14 protein-coding genes and 1 tRNA gene are annotated in these 15,783 nt (G+C 62.9%); 13 read left to right on the top strand and 2 right to left on the bottom strand.

Annotated elements, in window-relative coordinates; translation table 11 throughout:
• Positions 1-202 precede the first annotated feature (202 nt).
• The 4 genes from J4F42_07975 (at position 203) to J4F42_07960 (ending at position 5,311) form a co-directional block, all read left to right on the top strand.
• Positions 203-1,630: an FAD-binding protein gene (locus tag J4F42_07975; GenBank protein ID MCE2485435.1), complete on the top strand. Its 1,428-nt coding sequence runs from the start codon at positions 203-205 to the stop codon at positions 1,628-1,630.
• A gap of 76 nt (positions 1,631-1,706) precedes the next feature.
• Entirely contained in the window at positions 1,707-2,951 is a 1,245-nt protein-coding gene (locus J4F42_07970; GenBank protein ID MCE2485434.1) for an FAD-binding oxidoreductase, read from the top strand.
• Between the two features lie 7 nt (positions 2,952-2,958).
• Positions 2,959-4,221, top strand: coding sequence for a glycolate oxidase subunit GlcF (glcF, locus tag J4F42_07965; protein ID MCE2485433.1), 1,263 nt, complete (start codon positions 2,959-2,961; stop codon positions 4,219-4,221).
• 70 nt (positions 4,222-4,291) lie between these two features.
• A complete protein-coding gene (locus J4F42_07960) occupies positions 4,292-5,311 on the top strand; it encodes an amidohydrolase family protein (GenBank protein ID MCE2485432.1) in 1,020 nt (339 codons plus the stop codon).
• 76 nt (positions 5,312-5,387) lie between these two features.
• Here J4F42_07960 and J4F42_07955 read toward each other — a convergent pair.
• Positions 5,388-5,461: transfer RNA gene (locus J4F42_07955), tRNA-Arg, on the bottom strand.
• Positions 5,462-5,657: 196 nt separating this feature from the next.
• Here J4F42_07955 and J4F42_07950 point away from each other — a divergent pair.
• The 9 genes from J4F42_07950 to recA all read left to right on the top strand — a co-directional run bounded on the left by J4F42_07950 (position 5,658) and on the right by recA (position 14,464).
• A complete protein-coding gene (locus J4F42_07950; GenBank protein MCE2485431.1) occupies positions 5,658-6,773 on the top strand; it encodes an amidohydrolase in 1,116 nt (371 codons plus the stop codon).
• Between the two features lie 88 nt (positions 6,774-6,861).
• Positions 6,862-7,992 carry an amidohydrolase gene (locus J4F42_07945; GenBank protein MCE2485430.1) on the top strand — a complete coding sequence of 377 codons (1,131 nt, stop codon included), beginning with the start codon at positions 6,862-6,864 and terminating at the stop codon, positions 7,990-7,992.
• A 21-nt stretch (positions 7,993-8,013) separates the two neighbouring features.
• Positions 8,014-8,595, top strand: coding sequence for a hypothetical protein (locus J4F42_07940; GenBank protein ID MCE2485429.1), 582 nt, complete (start codon positions 8,014-8,016; stop codon positions 8,593-8,595).
• Positions 8,596-8,633: 38 nt separating this feature from the next.
• On the top strand, positions 8,634-9,677 hold the full coding sequence (locus J4F42_07935) for an alcohol dehydrogenase catalytic domain-containing protein (protein MCE2485428.1): 1,044 nt from the start codon (positions 8,634-8,636) through the stop codon (positions 9,675-9,677).
• A gap of 72 nt (positions 9,678-9,749) precedes the next feature.
• On the top strand, positions 9,750-10,982 hold the full coding sequence (locus J4F42_07930; protein ID MCE2485427.1) for a hypothetical protein: 1,233 nt from the start codon (positions 9,750-9,752) through the stop codon (positions 10,980-10,982).
• A gap of 15 nt (positions 10,983-10,997) precedes the next feature.
• Positions 10,998-11,450, top strand: a complete 453-nt coding sequence (locus tag J4F42_07925) for a phosphatidylglycerophosphatase A (GenBank protein MCE2485426.1) — start codon at positions 10,998-11,000, stop codon at positions 11,448-11,450.
• The gene (locus J4F42_07920; GenBank protein MCE2485425.1) at positions 11,447-12,730 is read left to right on the top strand and encodes a competence/damage-inducible protein A; all 1,284 of its coding nucleotides are present in this window, start codon (positions 11,447-11,449) and stop codon (positions 12,728-12,730) included. The genes J4F42_07925 and J4F42_07920 overlap by 4 nt, the downstream gene beginning before the upstream one ends.
• Before the next feature lie 21 nt (positions 12,731-12,751).
• Entirely contained in the window at positions 12,752-13,408 is a 657-nt protein-coding gene (thpR, locus tag J4F42_07915) for an RNA 2',3'-cyclic phosphodiesterase (GenBank protein ID MCE2485424.1), read from the top strand.
• A gap of 9 nt (positions 13,409-13,417) precedes the next feature.
• Positions 13,418-14,464 (top strand): recombinase RecA, encoded by a 1,047-nt coding sequence (recA, locus tag J4F42_07910; GenBank protein ID MCE2485423.1) that lies wholly within the window; start codon positions 13,418-13,420, stop codon positions 14,462-14,464.
• A gap of 54 nt (positions 14,465-14,518) precedes the next feature.
• Here the strand turns inward: recA and J4F42_07905 are convergent, their stop codons facing one another.
• Positions 14,519-15,718, bottom strand: coding sequence for a formyl-CoA transferase (locus J4F42_07905; protein ID MCE2485422.1), 1,200 nt, complete (start codon positions 15,716-15,718; stop codon positions 14,519-14,521).
• Positions 15,719-15,783 lie beyond the last annotated feature (65 nt).

Here is a 15,783-nt window from a genome sequence, read left to right as displayed (position 1 = left end):
ACGATTGACCCACGATTCGTTCAGGCCGGATGCTAAACCCGCCAAAACGGCCAGAAATAGGGCGTCAGGGCGTCTGATAATTATCTACTGAAGAACCCCGGGAGTAATCTGCCGGCCACGACGCGTGTCCTTGCATTTCTTTCCCCTGGCGGCCAGAATGCCCGGTCAAGCGATTGAGGGCTCCCCTGGGAAGGACAGCTGTATGGATGCGAGTACGATTGAGCGTCTGGGCGAGATTGTGGGTGCCGACGGCTTGGTGGTCAACACGCGAGCCTTGGCGACCTATGAGTGTGACGGCTATACCCTGGAGAAGTCGGTTCCCGAGGTGGTCGTGCTGCCGCGCTCAACCCAGGAGACGGCTGCCGTTGTCAGCTTCCTGCACAAGGAGAACATCGCCTTTGTCCCCCGCGGGGCGGGGACCGGCTTGAGCGGGGGCTGTCTGCCGGTTGAGGCGCCGGTCATGATCGGCACCAGCCGCCTGAACACTATCAAGCACATCGATCTGACCAACCGCCATGTTGTCGCCGAGGCCGGGGTGGTCAACCTGTGGGTCAGCAATGCCGTCAAAAACGACGGCCTGCACTACGCGCCCGATCCGTCCAGCCAGCAGGCGTGCACCATTGGCGGCAATGTGGCCGAGAACTCGGGCGGACCCCACACCCTGAAATATGGGGTGACGACCAACCACGTCCTGGGCCTCGAGTTGGTGCTGCCGGACGGGGAGGTGGTAACGCTCGGCGGAGCGGTCGAAGACGTACCGGGCTATGATCTGCGCGGCGTCACGATTGGGGCCGAGGGGACCTTTGGTCTGGTGACCGAGGCAACGCTGCGTCTGACCCGCCAACCCCAGGCCTACCGCACCTTCCTGGGTGTATTCGAGTCGGTCCATCAGGCGACCCAGACCGTATCGGACATTATTGCCGCAGGGATCGTACCGGCGGCCCTGGAAATGATGGACCGGCTGATTATTCAGGCCATTGAGGCTGCTTTTCATTTTGGTTTTCCGACCGATGCCGGGGCGGTGCTGATTATTGAACTGGACGGTCTGGAGGCCGGCCTTGAGCCCCAGACGCGCAAGATTCTGGACATCTGCCAGCACAACAGCGCCCGCGAAGTCCGGGTGGCTGCAGACGATGCCGAGCGCACGGCGCTGTGGACGAGCCGCAAGCGGGCGTTTGGCGCGGTGGGCCGCCTGGCTCCGAATTACTGTACCCAGGACGGCGTGGTGCCGCGTACCAAGGTGGCGGATATCCTGCGCACGATTGCGGCGGTGGCCGAAAAGTACAACCTGCGGATTGCCAACGTCTTTCACGCCGGAGACGGCAACATTCATCCCATCCTGATGTACGACGAGCGCAATCCGGGCGAGGCCGAGCGGGTGGTCCAGGCCGGCCAGGAGATTCTCAAGGCGTGTGTCGATCTGGGCGGCAGCCTGACCGGCGAGCACGGCATCGGCGTTGAGAAGCGCGGCCAGATGCCGCTGATCTTCAGCCCCGAAGACCTGCTGTGCATGACCGAGTTGCGCGCGGTGTTCAACCCCGACAACCGGTGTAATCCGCACAAGATCATTCCCACGCCCGGGACGGGCTGTATTGACGTGCGGGCGCCGCGTCGCCAGGTCCCGCTGTGAGGAGACAAGGAGATCACGCTTGCCTTTGACGAACAGGGCGCGGTTTGCGATCGACGGCACGGAGCCGCAGGAGGTAGTGTCTGCGACCTCGCTTGAGCAGGTCTCAGACACCCTGCGTCGCGCCGGTGAGTACGAACTCGCGGTCGCCCCGGTCGGCCTCGGCGCGTTTTTGCACCTGGGCGGTCGGCCCCGGCGCTACGATGTGGCCCTGTGTCTGGACCGGCTGAACAGCCTGGTTGATTACCAGCCGACCGATATGACGGTCACGGTCGAGGCCGGCATGCCGGTGTCGCAACTCCAGGCCGTCCTGGGCGAGAACGGTCAGTGGCTGCCGCTCGACCCGCCCAGCCCGGACCGGGTCACGATCGGCGGCCTGATCGCCACGAATCTGAACGGCCCGGCGCGTCTGTCACAGGGCACGGTCCGCGACTTTCTGATCGGTCTGCGCGTTGTCCGCCCGGACGGTTCCGTTGTCAAAGGCGGCGGCCGGGTGGTCAAAAACGTGGCCGGCTATGATGTGGCCAAGCTCTACTGTGGGTCGTTCGGGACCCTGGGGGTTATCGTTGAGGCGACTTTCAAGATCCGTCCCCGGCCCGAGGCCCAGGCGGTTGTGATGCTGCATTTCCCCTCGGCCGATCAGGCCATGCAGTTCGCCCTGCAACAGATCGCCGCGCTGCAGCCCTTCTTTTTGGAGCTGAGCAACTGCGATCCCGTACGCCCGGCCGAGGCTCCGAGCGGCTTTCGACTGCTCGTTGGCCTGGCCGGCGTGGCCCAGGAGGTGGACTATCAGCGCCGACGCCTGACCGAGTTGGCCGGCCAGGCCGGGTGTCGCCTCGAACATATCCAAGGCCAGGCTGCCCACGCGCTGACCCTCGCCCTGCGCGACTTTCCGGTCAGCGGCCCGGCCGGCAGCGTTGGCGATGATGACCAGCTGAGCAAATCGCCCACAGTGTTGCGGTGTAAGACCAGTCTGCTGTCGGACCAGGTGGCCGAGTTCTGTACCCGGGTCGAGGAAGAGGTCGGCCTGCGCGGCCTGACGGTCCGGTTTCAGGCCCGGGCCGGGAATGGCATTGTGTACAGCCGCTTTGCGCTCCCGGAGGGTGCCCCGCCCGACCAGTTCGTCTCCCTGCTCGACTGGCTGCGTATCCTGGTCAAAAAGATGCACGGCTATATCGTCGTCGAACAGATTGACCCCGATCTCAAAGACCGGGTTGATGTGTGGGGGCCGAGCGGCGGCGCCTTTGTGCTGATGAAAAAGCTCAAAGACAGCTTCGATCCTCAGCAGGTGCTGAACCCCGGCCGCTTTGTCGGAGGAATATAGGCATCGTATGCCAGCCAATGAATTTGTTGACCACGAGAAGTTCTTCGACTGCGTGCACTGCGGGCTGTGCCTGCCGTTTTGCCCGACGTATGCGGAGTTGGGCACCGAGATGGACTCGCCGCGGGGCCGGATTCTGACCCTGCGGGCGCTGCAAGAGGGCCGTTTCGATCTGGACCCGGAAGTCGTACGCCACCTCGACCTGTGCCTGGGCTGTCGGGCGTGTGAGACGGCGTGTCCGTCCGGGGTCCAGTACGGGGCGCTGATCGAAGGCGCCCGGCCGTATATCGAGCAGCACTACGCACGGCCGCTGCACGAACGCCTGATTCGCCGGGCTATTGACGCGATTTTCCCCAACCCGGTCGGCATGCGCCTGTTCGCCTGGCTGCTCAAACTCGGCGCCCTGTTCGGGCTTGGCCGTCTGGCCCGGGTCGCTTGGCTGCCCGCCCGCCTGCGCGCGCAGTTTGGCCTCATTCCCGACCGGGGCCGGCTGTCCTCGGTGGTTCTGCACGAGCGCTACGCCCCAGTCGGGGACCGGCGCTACCGGGTGGCCCTGCTGTCCGGCTGTGTCATGCCCGAGCTGTTTGGGGCGACCAATCAGGCCACCGTCAAAGTGCTGCGGCATAACGGCTGTGAGGTGCTGGTGCCAAAAAGCCAGGCCTGCTGCGGAGCCTTGTTGTTGCATAACGGCAATAAATCCGGGGCCTTGGCCCTGGCGCGGCGCAATATCGAGGTCTTCGGCGAGCTTGATATTGACGCCCTGATCATCAATGCGTCCGGCTGCGGGGCTATGATGAAGGAGTACGGCGAGCTGTTGAAGGACGACCCGGTGTACCGTGAGCGGGCCGAGCAGCTAACGGCCAAGATGAAAGACGTGTCGGAGTTTCTGGCCGAGATTGAGCCGACCACGCCGACTCAGCCTCTGAACAAAACCGTCGCCTATCATGACGCCTGTCATCTGGCCCACGGCCAGCAGGTGCGTGCCCAACCGCGCGCCCTGCTGGCAAGGATTCCGGGCCTGCGGCTCGCCGAACTGCCCGAGTCGGACTGGTGTTGCGGCAGTGCCGGCACGTATAACATCACCGAGCCCGAGATGGCCGAGCGGCTTTTGCGTCGCAAAATCGACAACATCCAGCGCACCGAAGCCGAGACCGTGGTGATGGGCAACCCCGGCTGCCTGATGCAGATTCGGGCCGGCTTGCAGCAGCGCGGCCTGGCGGTTGACGCCGTACATACGGTCGATTTGCTGGCCGAGGCCTACGAAGACGAATAAACGCAGACAAAGGGAAGCGTGATCCCCTTTGCGATCTCTGTCTGTTATCACGATTACCTTTGGAGGGAATATGGCGGACGAGCATGACATGACAGAGACCGAGACTGCCCTCGACCCCGGGCTACCCATCTGTGACCCGCACCATCATCTGTGGGATCATCCCGGCAACCGCTATCTGCTTGACGAGCTGTTACACGACACCGATAGCGGCCACACGGTCGTGCAGACCGTCTTTGTCGAGTGTCTGTCGATGTACCGCAAAGACGGTCCGCCTGAGCTGAAACCCGTCGGTGAGACGGAGTTTGTCCAGGGCATAGCCGCCCAGAGCGCCAGCGGCAACTATGGACCGATGGCCGCGTGCAGCGGGATTGTCGGCTTTGCCGATCTGTCGCTGGGCGACGGGGTGCAGGCGGTTCTTGAGGCGCATCTGGCGGCCAGCCCCAACCGCTTCCGGGGGATTCGTCACGCGGCCAGCTGGCACGCCAGCCCCGACATTCGGAACGCCCACACGGGCGCGTCCGAGGGGTTGATGCTGGAGGCCGGATTCCGGACAGGGCTGGCCTGTCTGCACCGGCTGGGCCTGAGCCTTGACGCCTGGCTGTACCATACCCAGCTCATGGAATTGGTCGACCTGGCGCGCGCCTGCCCGGACGGAACGATCATTCTCAACCATGTCGGCGGACCGCTTGGCATTGGTCCCTACGCAGGACAGCGCGACGCCGTCTTTCAGGACTGGAAACGGGGCCTGGCGGAGCTGGCGAGCTGCCCCAACGTGGTGGTCAAGCTTGGCGGTCTGACCATGCCGATGTGCGGCTTTGGCTGGCATACACACGACACCCCGCCGACCTCGGCTCAGTTGGCTCAGGCCCTCGGTCCCTACTACCTGTTCTGTATCGAACAGTTCGGGGTCGAGCGGTGCATGTTCGAGAGCAACTTCCCGGTCGATAAAACGTCATGTTCCTACGTCGTGCTGTGGAATGCGTTCAAACGCATCACTCAGGACTTCTCGACCGACGAGCGGCTGGCCTTGTTTCATGACACGGCCGCCCGGGCCTATCGGCTGAAAACCCTCGACGCCTTGGCAGTCTAGCGTCTGCCCGAATCTTTTGGGGGCTGGCCACTCTGTCATGATGGCCGTGATACTCCGCTCAATGTGCAATCAGCAGTGCCCCCGGCGCGATTCGAACGCACGACCCTCGGATTAGGAATCCGATGCTCTATCCGGCTGAGCTACGGGGGCTCAGGGTGGGACGGGAGGAGCTTACCAGACTCACCGACCGTCCGGCAATCCTGCTCATGCGGACGACCCCAGCTCTTGCACTGGGAGGGAAAAAAGGCGTATCGTGGCCCTGGCGAGGAGGAATCCGACACACACCTGCGGGGGACGGGGCAGGTTCAGACAAACAGGAAACACAACCTATAAAGGAGGGTCTCGTATGGCAGACTACAGTGTTATTTCCGCGGATTCGCATTTTGTCGAACCGCCCAGCATGTGGAAGGAACGCCTGGACAAGAGGTTCCGGGATAAGGCGCCCCACACCGTCAAAGACCTGCACGGCAAAGAGGGCGAGTATTTTGTGTGCGAAAACATCTCTCCCTTCCCGGTGGCGGCCTTCTTTGGCGCTGGCGTGCCGTCGGCCGACCTGCCCGAGCACAACAAAAAAGGCATGGATCAGGCTCCGGCCTCGGTCTGGGATCCGGCCGCCCGGCTGAAGGACCAGGACCGGGACGGCGTGATCGCCGAGGCGATCTACACCTCGATGGGTATGCCGCTGTACATGCTCGACGATGTTGAGCTGCGGGCCGCCTGTTTCTCGGCCTACAACGACTGGTCCGCCGAATATTGCAGCCACGACCCCAAACGCCTCTTGCCGCTGGGTCTGATTACGCTCGAAGACATTCAGGCCGGCACCAGAGAACTCGAACGCTGCGCCAAAAAAGGCATACGGGGAGCCATGATCTGGGCCGAGCCGCCGGGCGATCACCCCTATAGCGATCCCATCTACGATCCGTTCTGGGCTGCGGCGTCCGAGCTCAACATGCCCCTGTCCCTGCATATCCTGACCGGCCGCAAGGGCACCGGCATCGACTTCTTCAGCAAGAACTTGGCGCTGCAAGCGACCACCCTGTACCACGAGGTCGAGCGCTCGCTGGCCGTGTTCGTGCTCGGCGGCGTGCTGGAGCGTTTTCCGAAGCTCAAGGTCGTCTCGGCCGAGAACGATGTGGCCTGGCTGCCGTACTTCATGTGGCGGATGGATCTGATCCATGGCCGTCTGGGCTCAATGGGCACGCCCGCAGAGCTGAGCATGAAGCCCAGCGACTACGTCAGACGCCAGGTCTACGCTACTTTCATCAACGAGCCGCTGTTCATCCGCACCCTCGACCTGTACGGCCCGGACAACGCGATGTGGTCCTCGGACTACCCGCATACCGCCGCCACCTGGCCGCGCTCGCAAGACTTCATTAACAAAACGTTCAGTGAGCTCGACGAGACCGACCGGCGCAAGATCGTGCACGACACGGCGGCCAAGCTGTATAACATCGAAGTCTGATACACCCCCATAGCCCAACATAAACCGGGGAATCGGGGAGGTCGGTTGGCCTCCCCGGTTGTCCGGTTTTTTTTCAGGAGGGACACCTATGGCAGCTCAGGAGATGATGGTATCGGCCGATTCGCACGTCATCGAGCCGCGCAATCTGTGGGTCGAACGGATGCAGCAATCCTTTCGTGACCGAGCCCCGCGGGTTGAGACTAATCCGGGCAATCTGAGCGGGGAGTGGTTTATCTGCGAGGGCCTGGAACCGCGCCCGGCCTCGCTGGCCTTTGCTGCGGGCAAGGACCCGAGCGAGTATAACGAATTTCAAAAGGCCACCAACTACGACGACGGTATTGCCGGCGGCTGGGAGGCCGCCCCCCGGCTCAAAGACATGGCGCTCGACGGGGTTGAGGCGGAAGTCATTTATACGACCCTGGGCTTTCGCCTGTTCGGCCTGCTCGACGAGCCCTTTCAGCGGGAATTGTTCCGCGTGTACAACGACTGGCTGGCCGAATTGTGCAGGTATGCGCCCACACAACTCCTCGGGCTGGCGATGATCCCGCTGCTCGACATCGAGCGTGGCATCGAGGAGCTACGGCGGTGTGCCAAGCTCGGGCTGCGCGGTGCGCTGATCATGTGCTCGCCACCCGAAGGGCAGACCTATGCGGATGCCAGCTACGATCCGTTCTGGGCCGAAGCCCAGGCGCTGGACATGCCGCTCAGTCTGCACTTGGGCACCGGCCACGGCAAAGAAAGCCGCTACGACGCCAACCTGTTTCTGCGTGCCATGAGTATCCCCCACGAGGTGCAGCGAACCTTTGCCACGCTGGTGTTTGGCGGCGTCCTGGAACGCTTCCCCGCTCTCAAGTTCGTGTCTGCCGAAAACGATATTGGCTGGCTGCCGCACTTCCTGTCCCGGGCCGACCTGTCCCATCATAAGCTGGGCTCACTCAAGCTGGGCACCTGGAGCGGCGTCACGCTCTCCCTGCTGCCCAGCGAGTACTTCCGCCGCCAGGTCTACGCCACCTTTATTGACGACGAGGTTGGCGTGCGCAACGCCGACCTGTTTGGAACCGATAACTATATGTGGTCGAGCGACTACCCGCATCTGATGGCGACCTGGCCCCGCTCGCGCGAGGCCGTGGACCGCAACTTCCAGGGTATCAGCGACGATGTGCGGCAAAAAATCGTGCGCGAGAACGCCGCCCGCCTGTACCACATTGATCTTAACTGAGGGACACAGGAGACACCACCTATGGCCGACCACCCAGCGTGGCTGTCGTTCGGTTCATCCGCCCAGACAGCCGACTCTTTGCTGGTTGAGTTTCATCAGCCGCTGCATTTCGTCCTCCTCGACGGTGGCTCGGGTCTACCCACGGTTCGGGTGCTGCCCGACCCGGACGGCGGGGAGAGGCCGTACGAGCTGAGTGCCGAGGATCTCACTTATATCGAAAAGCTCCGTCGTCTGGTGGCCGACAAGCAGGCCAGCGGCAAATTTGAGCGACCGGCCGACTATCAGCTGCCCCCGACCGGGAGCATGCCGTCGGGTCGGGTGTGCGATCTGTGCCAGCTGGCCCACTACACCCCCTGGTATGCCGAGTTTCATCGGCCGCTGAAGTTCACTATTCTCGACTGTGACGCCTGTGAGGTACCGATTGCGGTCCTGGCCGAACACCGGGTGGAGCTCACGCCGGACGAGGTCAGCTTCATGGAACAGGCGCTCAATCTGGTCGCCGAGCAGAAATACACCGGCCGGTTTCCCAAATGGACCTTTGATCACACCATGCGCCAGATTCCGGACCACTATCATTTCCATGTGCGTCCGCTGTTGTGGTGAGAGCCGGTTTGGGACAAAGCCACCGAGCAGGAGGCCGTATGCCAGCCGAGGGATACATGCAGGCCATGATGCTGCTGGGTCCGGGCCGGATGGCTTTTCAGCCCACCGCTATCCCCGAGCCGGGAGAGGACGACATCGTGCTCAAGATCGGTGCCGCGCTGACGTGTGGCACCGACCTCAAGGCTTTTCGGCGCGGGCATCCCAAGTGGCCGCCGCCGGTGCGCTTCGGACACGAGTATGCGGGCACGGTGGCCGCGTGTGGCAGCCGTGTGCAGTCCGTCCGCGAGGGCGATGCGGTGATGGTCGCCCCGACCGGCCCCTGCGGCCAGTGTTTTTACTGCCAGCGTGCGCAGGAAAACCTGTGCGTGTCGCTCATGGACACGATGGTGCTGGGCGGCTACGCCGAATATGTGCGGATTCCGGCCCGGGTTCATCGCGTGAATCTCTTCCCCAAGCCCGACCGGCTGTCTTTTGCCGAGGCGTGTCTGCTGGAGCCCCTGTCGTGTGTGATGTTTGGTCTGGAACCGGTGGCGCTGCGACCGGACGATACCGCGCTCATCATCGGCGCCGGGGCTTTCGGTCTCCTGCATCTGGCAGTCCTGCGTCTGCTGGGAGTCGAGCGGGTGTATGTGGTGGCCCGCAACCCATACCGGGCCGAGGTGGCCCGCCGGCTCGGGGCGAGCGGGATTATCGCCCGTTCGGCCGAAGACGCCCGTGACGAGGTGATGCGCCTCACCCAGGGTCGGGGAGCCGATCTGGTGGTTGAGTGTACGGCCCAGCCCCAGGTGTGGCAGGAGTCGGTTTTTTGGCCCCGGCCGGGCGGCCAGCTGATGCTCTTTGGCGGCTGTCCGCCGGGGACAACGATCGCCCTCGATACGTATCGGGTCCACTACGACCAGGTTCGCCTGCTGAGTCCCTTCCATTTCACCCCTGCGGCGGTCCGACGTGCCTATGACCTGCTGGTCGACGGGCGCATTCCAAGCCGCGCCCTGATCAGCGCCAGCTATCCCCTGGCCGAGCTGCCGGCGGTGTTTGAACTCTTGCAGCAGGGGCGGGGGATCAAGTATGCGATTCTTCCCTAGGCAAGCCCTAGACGCGGACAGCGTGTCATCATAGGGTGGCACGATGGATGACCCACCCAAAGCGAGGCCAGCATGAAACTTGTGAGTCCCAGCCAGGCTGTCCAGGCCATTCCCGACGCGAGTACCGTTATTTTCCCCCACGGCTGCGTCGAACCGATGACGTTTTATGGGGCCTTTGAACAAGAGGTTGAGCGCTTCAAAAATCTGATGATTTATTCCGGCCTGGCCTTTGGCTCCTACCCGTTTTTACGTCATGGCCTGGGCACGAACTTCACGTATACAACCTGGCAGGCCGCGCCCCAGATTCGCCATCTTTTCAAGGCCAACAAGGTCGGCTTCGTGCCGATGCGGTTCAGCGAGATCACCAAAATTGTCAGCAAGAACGGACTGATTCAGCCCGATGTCGTTGTCGCCCAAGTCTCGCCGCCGGACGGCGAAGGCGCGGTCAGCCTGGGGATTTCGGTCAGTCTGTACCAGGATTTCATTGACAGCGCCAAGCTCGTCATTGCCGAGGTCAATCCCAATATGCCGGTGACTGCGGGCAACAGCCGAGTGCCGGTCGATAAGATTGACTTGGCTATTGAATCGTCCGAGCCGCTCGGCGTCTACACCCCTCCGCACCAGACCGAGCGGGACCGAAAGATCGCCGAGACTGTTCTGGAACTGGTGCCGAACAACGCCTGGGTGCAGTTAGGAGTCGGCTCGGTGCCCGATATGGTGTTGGGCCGTCTGGCCGAAAAACGTGGGGTCAACCTGTACTCGGGCATGCTCTCACAGGGGCTGATCGAGTTCATGGATAAGGTCCGCCACACGCCCAAGCTGGTCACCGGTGAGTTGGCCGGCACACAGGACTTGTACGACTTCTGCGGTCGAACGCCGAGCGTGCAAATGGTCACCTCGAGCGTAACGCATAATATCCTGTTGCTGGCCAAACTGCCCCGCTTCATATCCATCAACTCGGCGGTCGAGATCGACCTCCACGGCCAGAGCAACGGCGAGACCATCGGGCCGGTCCAAATCAGCGGGGTGGGCGGCAGTCTGGACTATGTCGAGGCGGCCGCGCTGTCGGACGACGGCCTCTCGATCATCGCCCTGCCTTCCACCACCGAAGACGGCAAGCACTCCAAGATTGTGCCGAGCCTGGCTAGCGGGGCGATGGTGACCACCCCGCGCTTCTGCACCGACTATATTGTGACCGAATACGGCGCCGCCCGACTCAAAGGTAAAGACCTGCACGCCCGGGCCGAAGCCCTGATCGGCATCGCCCACCCGGATTTTCGAGACGCGCTGCAAAACAGCCTCTGAGGTCTGGGGCGCAGCGTGCGCGGGCTGATCCTTTTTCTGGCCACCGGCGCCTACCTCGGCTACGCGCCGGTGGCCTCCGGGACGTTCGGCTCCCTGGCCGCCCTGCCGCTGATCTTCGTCTTTGCCACACTGCCGCCCGCCGTTCAGTTCCTCGCCCTCGGCGTGTTCATTGGCGTGGCGTGCTGGCTGGCCGGCGCGGCCGAGGGCTACCTCGGCGAGCACGATAGCGGAAAGATCGTCATTGATGAGGTCGCCGGTTTTTTGTGCGCGACCGCCTGGTTGGATCTCACACCAACTCGCCTGATTCTCGCCTTTGCGCTTTTTCGCCTGTTTGATATCCTCAAGCCCCCGCCGGCGCGCTACTTTGATCGCCAGGTCGCCGGCGGGCTCGGGGTTGTATTCGACGATGTTGTGGCGGGGCTGTACGCCAATCTCGTGCTCCGCCTTCTCACCAGGAGTGTCTTATGATTGAACGGGTGGCCATTCTCAGCACTGGGGACGAGATCACGACCGGTAAAGTGGTCGATACGAACGCCAATTATATTGCCAATAAGTTTGTCGAGGCCGGCCTGGAGGTGGCGACGGTGATTACCGTCGGCGACGTGGCCGAGCGGATCGTGTGGGCCTGGCGTCAGGCTATGGAGCAGGCCGATGTGATTGTCTCAACGGGCGGCATCGGGCCGACGGCCGACGATCTGACCACCGAGCTGGTGGCTAAAGTCGCTGGCCTGGAGCTGACGTTTTCCGAAGAGGTGGCCGAGAATATCCGGCGCTTGTTCGCCTCGTTCAATCGGGTCATGCCCGAGAACAATCTGAAACAGGCCCAGTTCCCGGCCGGCGCGGTCATCGTACCCAACCATCTGGGTACGGCGCCCGGCTATCGGCTCGACCTGGATACGCCCCACGGCACAAAACATCTGATTGTGCTGCCCGGCGTACCGCGCGAAATGAAGCCGATGATGGAAGAGACGGTCTTGCCCTGGGTGCGGGAGATGCGCGGCGGGGGTGACCTGTTTCTGACCCGCACCTTTCAGACCTTCGGGATCAGCGAATCCGGGCTCGACGAAATGATCGCCGGAACGATTGACGAGGACGAGGGCCGGCTCGCCTTTCGGGCCAATTTTCCCCAGATCTCGATGCGGGTGACGGTCCGTGGCAAGCCGGGCGAGGCTGAGCAGCGGCTGGACGGCCTGTCCGAGCGGATCCGGGACAAGATCGGCGCCTACGTCTACGGCGAGGGGGACGTCACCATGGAAGAGGTGGTCGGCCGGCTGCTCACAGACAGCGGGAAGACGCTCGGCGTGGCCGAAGCCTGCTCAGGCGGGCTGGTCGGTCATCGGCTGACCAACGTGCCGGGCAGCTCAACCTACTTCCGGGGCAGTCTTGTCGCCTACTCGGATGCGGCCAAAGCCCAGCTCCTGGGCGTCGAGCCCCAGACCCTGGAGCGCCACGGCGCGGTCAGCGAAGCGGTGGTGGGTGAAATGGCCAGCGGTGTGCGCGAGCGGTTGGCCAGCGATATCGGGATTGCCATGACCGGCATTGCCGGCCCGGACGGCGCGACCGAGGACAAGCCGGTCGGCACCGCCTGTCTGGCCCTGGCCAACGACGCCGGTGTGGTCTCGCGCCGCTACAAACTGTGGGGCAACCGCGACTGGATCAAAACCCTCATCTCCCAGCTGGCGCTTGACTGGGTCCGGCGGGCTCTGCTCGGGCTTCCGATCAATGAGGCCAGTTTTATTCGGAGATAGGGGCCGTTTCGAGGAATCCCCTTGATTCGCGCCTTTATCGCGGTTAATCTGGCTCCATCTGTAGTCGAAGAAATAGCGAAAGTCCAGGCTGTCCTGCGCCGCGCCGACGGCGAGACGGGCGCGGTGCGTTGGACCCGGGTTGAAAACATGCACCTGACCCTGAAATTTCTGGGGAATATCGATCAGCATCAGGTCGCCCCCATCCTGACCCGGCTGCGGCATGTCGGACGTGACTGCCCGGCGTTTCAGGTCGAGGCCCGCCAGTTGGGCGGATTCCCGAGTCTCAAGCGGCCGCGGGTCATCTGGGCCGGGCTGCACGGCAATGCGAACGCTGAGGATCTCCAGGGCGAGCAGCACTCCCCGTTGCCTGGGTTGAGCAAAGCCATTGAAACAGCTCTGTCAGAGCTGGATTTTCCGGCCGAACAGCGCGACTTTCGCCCCCATGTCACGCTTGGTCGGGTTCGTTCTCAGCGCGGCTGGGACCGGGTCTTGCCCCTCGTCCAGGACTACCGGCACGTCTCTTTTGGCACGAGTGTCATAGACCGGGTCAGCCTGTATCGGAGCGACCTGCGACCAAAGGCAAGCGTGATAACACAAGAGGTCAAAAGGAGATCACGCTTGCCTTTGCCTACCGGGGCGATCTATACCGCCTTGGGATCAGTCCCCCTCAGCAACTAAGGAGCAGCCATGGCGAGTGAAAAACACGATAGAGACCGCGAGCGAGCGCTTGATCTGGCGGTCAGCCAGATTGAAAAACAGTTTGGCAAGGGCTCAATCATGCGCTTCGGCGAAGACGCTGTCATCCAGGACATTGAGGCCATTTCGACCGGTTCGCTGACCCTGGACCTGGCCTTGGGCATTGGCGGGCTGCCGCGCGGTCGGGTGGTTGAGATCTACGGTCCCGAGTCATCGGGAAAAACGACCCTGGCCCTGCATGTGGTGGCCCAGGCCCAGAAAACGGGTGGCACCTGCGCCTTTGTGGACGCCGAACACGCGCTCGATATGACCTACGCCCAAAAGCTGGGCGTACAGGGCGAGGAGTTGCTGATCTCGCAGCCGGACAACGGTGAGCAGGCGCTCGAGATTACCGAAACCCTGGTGCGCAGCGGGGCGATTGATATCGTTGTCGTCGACTCGGTGGCCGCCCTGGTCCCCCGGGCAGAGATCGAGGGGGAGATGGGCGAGCCACAGATGGGACTCCAGGCCCGCCTCATGTCCCAAGCCTTGCGTAAGCTGGTCGGGACGATTGCACGCTCAAAGACCATGGTCATCTTCATTAACCAGGTGCGGATGAAGATCGGCGTGATGTTCGGCAATCCGGAGACAACGACCGGAGGAAACGCCCTCAAGTTTTATGCTTCGGTGCGTTTGGACATTCGTCGGACCGGCGCGGTCAAGAGCGCCGACGCCGTTGTCGGCAATCGCACCAAGGTCAAGGTGGTGAAAAACAAGGTTGCGCCACCGTTCAAAGAGGCCGAGTTCGATATCTTGTACGGCCGGGGTGTGTCCAAAGAGGGCGAGCTGATCGACATCGGGACCGACCAGGGCATTATCGAGAAAGCCGGAGCCTGGTACTCGTACAGCGGAGACCGGATCGGCCAGGGCCGGGAGAACGCCAAGACCTATCTCCGCGACAATCCTGATATTGCGACCGACGTTGAGGCCCGAATCCGGGAGAAGTTCGGGCTGCGCGTCGCTATCCCCCAGACCGAAGCCCAGGAGGCCGTCGAATAAGGAAGTCGCTTCCACTCGTGTCGTGGCGACGCCCCGGCGGAGTGTCGCTCCAGATTAAATCGCCCCGGCTTCCTTGAGGGTGGCCATGTCCGCCTCTGAATAGCCCAGCTCAGCCAGGAGCTCGGCGTTGTGCTGACCCAGCAGCGGTGAGCTGGTAATCGGCACCGACGAGGCCGACAGCTTGATCGGGTTGCCTGCGGTCAGGTATTTGCCGCGCGCCGGATGCTCGACCTCGACAATCATGTCCCGGGCGTGCAGATGGGGGTCGGTCAGGAGTTCGCCGGTGTCCTGACAGGCTCCGCACGGGACGCCCGCCTCGGCCAGCAGACGCATCACTTCGTGTTTGGGTCGCTGGCTGGTCCAGTCCTCGATAAAGGCGTTGACCTCATCCCGTCGCTCCACCCGCGCCTTGACCGTGTCATAGCGCGGATCGCCGATCAGCTCCTCGCGGCCGATGGTGCGCAGCAGCGGATACCACATCTGCTGTTGGGCGATAATGAACACATAGTCATTCGGGCCGCCGGGATGACAGCGGTAGGTCGTGGCCGGCACAAACGGCCCGAGCTGGTTGCCGTTGCGCTCCACCGGCCGCCCGGCGCGCTGATGGTCGCGCAGACTGACCCGGACCAGATTGACCACCGCGTCCTGCATCGACACCTCAACCTGCTGTCCCTCGCCGGTCGCGTGGCGCTGCATCAGCGCGGCCAGAATCCCGATGGTGCAGTGCATGCCGGTGCCCGAATCGCCGACACACGCCCAGGTCACCGTCGGTGGTGCGTCAGGAAAACCGGTCACGCTCATCGAACCGCCCATGGCCTGGGCGATCGGCTCATAGCTCTTGTAGTGGCTGTGGGGACCGTAGGTGCCAAAGCCCTTGATGCTGGCCAGGACCAGGCCGGGGTTCAGGCTCTTGAGCTTCGGGTAGGCAAAGCCCAGACGGTCCAGGACGCCCGGCCCGAAGTTTTCCAGCAGGACATCACCCGTCTTGATCAGTTTGCTGAACACCTCTTTGCCCTGGGCGCTTTTGAGGTTGATTGTCAGGCTGCGTTTATTGGCGTTAAAGGTCAGAAAGAACAGGCTGTCGACGCCCGGTTGATCGCCCAGACTGGTTCGAGCGACATCGCCCTTGCTCGGTTCCTCAACCTTGATCACCTCGGCTCCGAGCCAGGCCAGCATCTGTCCGCACGACGGACCGGCCTGGTTATTGGTGAGGTCAATTACCCGAATACCGGCCAGCGCACTGGTCTGGGTCATGTCCGTGCTCCTTAGCAGGGGACGCTGCTGGCAGAGATCAGCGTCCCCTTTTTGACAGGGGAGGG

This window comes from Desulfurellaceae bacterium, assembly GCA_021296095.1.
GTDB lineage: Bacteria > Desulfobacterota > Binatia > Bin18 > Bin18 > JAAXHF01.
Note: the sequence above shows the minus strand (reverse complement) of the source record. Positions and strands in the feature narration are given on the sequence as shown.

What these genes read in the sequence shown, in the direction of transcription:
- J4F42_07975 (MCE2485435.1), top strand. Translation starts at nt 203, where the DNA reads ATGGATGCGAGTACGATTGAGCGTCTGGGCGAGATTGTGGGTGCCGAC.
- glcF (MCE2485433.1), top strand. Translation starts at nt 2,959, where the DNA reads ATGCCAGCCAATGAATTTGTTGACCACGAGAAGTTCTTCGACTGCGTG.
- J4F42_07960 (MCE2485432.1), top strand. Translation starts at nt 4,292, where the DNA reads ATGGCGGACGAGCATGACATGACAGAGACCGAGACTGCCCTCGACCCC.
- J4F42_07950 (MCE2485431.1), top strand. Translation starts at nt 5,658, where the DNA reads ATGGCAGACTACAGTGTTATTTCCGCGGATTCGCATTTTGTCGAACCG.
- J4F42_07945 (MCE2485430.1), top strand. Translation starts at nt 6,862, where the DNA reads ATGGCAGCTCAGGAGATGATGGTATCGGCCGATTCGCACGTCATCGAG.
- J4F42_07940 (MCE2485429.1), top strand. Translation starts at nt 8,014, where the DNA reads ATGGCCGACCACCCAGCGTGGCTGTCGTTCGGTTCATCCGCCCAGACA.
- J4F42_07935 (MCE2485428.1), top strand. Translation starts at nt 8,634, where the DNA reads ATGCCAGCCGAGGGATACATGCAGGCCATGATGCTGCTGGGTCCGGGC.
- J4F42_07930 (MCE2485427.1), top strand. Translation starts at nt 9,750, where the DNA reads ATGAAACTTGTGAGTCCCAGCCAGGCTGTCCAGGCCATTCCCGACGCG.
- J4F42_07920 (MCE2485425.1), top strand. Translation starts at nt 11,447, where the DNA reads ATGATTGAACGGGTGGCCATTCTCAGCACTGGGGACGAGATCACGACC.
- recA (MCE2485423.1), top strand. Translation starts at nt 13,418, where the DNA reads ATGGCGAGTGAAAAACACGATAGAGACCGCGAGCGAGCGCTTGATCTG.
- J4F42_07905 (MCE2485422.1), bottom strand. Translation starts at nt 15,718, where the DNA reads ATGACCCAGACCAGTGCGCTGGCCGGTATTCGGGTAATTGACCTCACC.